Source organism: Streptomyces griseorubiginosus (assembly GCF_017614965.1).
Taxonomy (GTDB): domain Bacteria; phylum Actinomycetota; class Actinomycetes; order Streptomycetales; family Streptomycetaceae; genus Streptomyces; species Streptomyces griseorubiginosus_B.
In genome coordinates this window covers 1-2,481 of record NZ_WVUG01000561.1, presented here as the reverse complement: position 1 = coordinate 2,481, position 2,481 = coordinate 1, and the positions used below count along the sequence as shown (strand labels likewise).

The 2,481-nt window shown below is 67.6% G+C and carries 3 protein-coding genes and 1 rRNA gene; all 4 read left to right on the top strand.

The genetic code is table 11. The features are described 5' to 3' along the window. Positions 1 to 10: 10 nt before the first annotated feature. Positions 11 to 127 (top strand): 5S ribosomal RNA (rrf, locus tag GRC12_RS43630). 60 nt (positions 128 to 187) lie between these two features. Next, positions 188 to 832, top strand: a complete 645-nt coding sequence (locus GRC12_RS43625) for an HAD family hydrolase (RefSeq protein ID WP_208785978.1) — start codon at positions 188 to 190, stop codon at positions 830 to 832. Positions 833 to 902: 70 nt separating this feature from the next. Continuing rightward, a complete protein-coding gene (locus tag GRC12_RS43620; RefSeq protein WP_208785977.1) occupies positions 903 to 1,604 on the top strand; it encodes a VC0807 family protein in 702 nt (233 codons plus the stop codon). 81 nt (positions 1,605 to 1,685) lie between these two features. Next, positions 1,686 to 2,481 (top strand): MFS transporter (locus GRC12_RS43615; RefSeq protein ID WP_208785976.1); only part of this gene is annotated, 796 nt, incomplete at its 3' end.

The window sequence follows — 2,481 nt, the reverse complement described above, 5'->3', positions numbered from 1 at the left end:
TTCATAGTGTTTCGGTGGTTATAGCGTGAGGGAAACGCCCGGTTACATTCCGAACCCGGAAGCTAAGCCTTACAGCGCCGATGGTACTGCAGGGGGGACCCTGTGGGAGAGTAGGACGCCGCCGAACAATTATTGAGAAAACCCCGCACCTTTCCGGTGCGGGGTTTTCTGCGTTTACAGTGACTCCATGCGCTACGACCTCGTCATCTTCGACAACGACGGCGTCCTCGTCGACAGCGAGCCCATCTCCAACCGGCTCCTGGCCGCCTATCTGACCGAGTTGGGGCATCCGACGTCGTACGAGGACTCCATCCGGGACTACATGGGGTCGGCGATGCACCGGGTGCATGACCTGGTGCTGGAGCGGACGGGACAACGGCTCCCGGACGACTTCGACGACGTCTTCCATGGGCGGGTGTTCGCCGCCTTCGAGCGGGAGTTGGAGGCGATGCCCGGGGCCGTCGACGTGCTGGAGAAGCTCGCGGCGGACGGGGTGCCGTACTGCGTGGCGTCCTCCGGGAGTCATGAGCGGATTCGGGTGGGGCATCGGAAGACCGGGCTGGACCGGTGGTTCGGGGAACAGCAGATCTTCAGCTCCGAGGACGTCGGGCGGGGGAAGCCGGCGCCGGATCTGTTCCTGTACGCGGCCGAGCGGATGGGGGTCGCGCCGGAGCGGTGCGTGGTCGTCGAGGACAGTCCGCTGGGGGTGCGGGCGGCTGTCGCGGCCGGGATGGACGTCTACGGGTTCACCGCCGTGACCCCCGCCGCCAAGCTCGCCGGGGCCACCCAACTGTTCAGCGACATGTGTGAGTTGGCAGGTCTGCTCGGCTGACAAATGTCATGCCGAGCCCTGGACGATCGTTTCTACTGCCGTGGGGGTGCCCTCCGCGAAGGTAGAGGGCATGACGACGAAGACGAGCAACACCGAGAAGGCGAACAAGCAGAGCACCTTCGGGCCGCTGATCGTGGACGTGGCGGTGCCGCTCGGAACGTACTACCTGCTGAAGGACGGGTTCGGCGCGAGCACCTTCGCCGCCCTGGCCTGGAGCAGCGTCGGGCCGGCGCTCCGGACCGTGTGGGGCCTGGTCAAGGAGCGTCGGGTCAACGGTCTGGCCGGGCTCATCCTGCTCGTGAACGTGGTGTCGCTGGCGCTGAGTTTCCTCTCCGGCGACCCGCGGCTGATGCTCGCCAAGGACAGCGGGGTCAGCAGCGTGATCGGGATCGCCGTCCTGGTGTCGGTGGTGATGGGCCGGCCGATGATGACCGAGGGGTTCAAGCCCTTCCTGACGCGGGGGGACGCGGCGAGGGAGGCCGCCTGGGAGCGGCTGGCGGTCGGGTCGGCGGCGTTCCGGCGGCTGGAGCGGGTGTTCTCGGTGGTGTGGGGCGTGGCCCTGCTCGCTGAGTGCGTCGTGCGGATCGTCGGGGCGTACACGGTGCCCGTCGACACCATGGTCTGGCTCGGGTCGGTCATCCTCGCGGGCACGATCACGCTGGCCCTCTTCGTCAGCCGTAAGGTCGCCGCCGAGCCGATGGCGCGGATGGTCTCCGCCGAGGTGGCCGCCGCCGACACCGCCGAGGTTCCCGAGGTCGCTGTCGCCGCCTGAAGGCACCGAAGGTAAAGGTGAAGGAAATTCATCTTTGGCTTGATCTACCCACAGGTAGCCAGGGGCCCTACGCTCGCCGCCATGACAGATGTCTTGCGGCGCGGTAGGGCCTCCTTGGCGTTGAGCTTCTTCGCCCAGGGCGCCACCTTCGCCCTTCTGGTGACCCGCATCCCGGCCATTCAGGACCGGTACGGCGTCTCCGACGCGCTGCTGCCCGCCTTCCTGGCCGCCGTGCCGATCCTGGCCGGCGTCGGAAGCGTGACGACCGAGCAGCTGGTGAAGCGAATACGGCCCAGTGTGCTGCTGCGCTGTCTGCAGCCGGTGGTGATGCTGGCGCTGGTCGGTGTCGGGTCGGGGGACCAGCTCGCCGAACTGGGGATCGCGCTGGCCGCCTTCGGGCTGGCGGTGGGCGGGCTGGACGCCTCGATGAACATGCTCGGGGTGAGCCTGCAGCGGTCGTACGGGCGCAGCATCATGCTCAGCTTCCATGCCGCGTTCAGTCTGGGCGGCATCGTGGGGGCCTCGCTGGCCTGGGTGGGGGCGCACTGGCATCTCGCGCTGTGGGTGTCGTATCTGCCGGTCGTCGCGGTGCTGCTGCCGGCCGCGCTGATCGGGAGCCGGTGGTATGTCGACGCCGATCCCGTGGCCGTGTTGGCGGAGGAGCGCAGCCAGGGGCAGTCGGTCGTCTTCAAGCTGCTGCTGCCGCTGTGTCTGGTGATGACCTTCGCGTACATCGGGGACTCGACCGTCTCCAACTGGAGCGCCAAGTATCTGAAGGACGTGCTCGGCAGTTCGGAGCAGCTGTCGACGGTGCCGTACAACGTGTACATGGTGACCACGCTGGTGGGGCGGTCGCTGGGCGACCTGGGGGTACGGC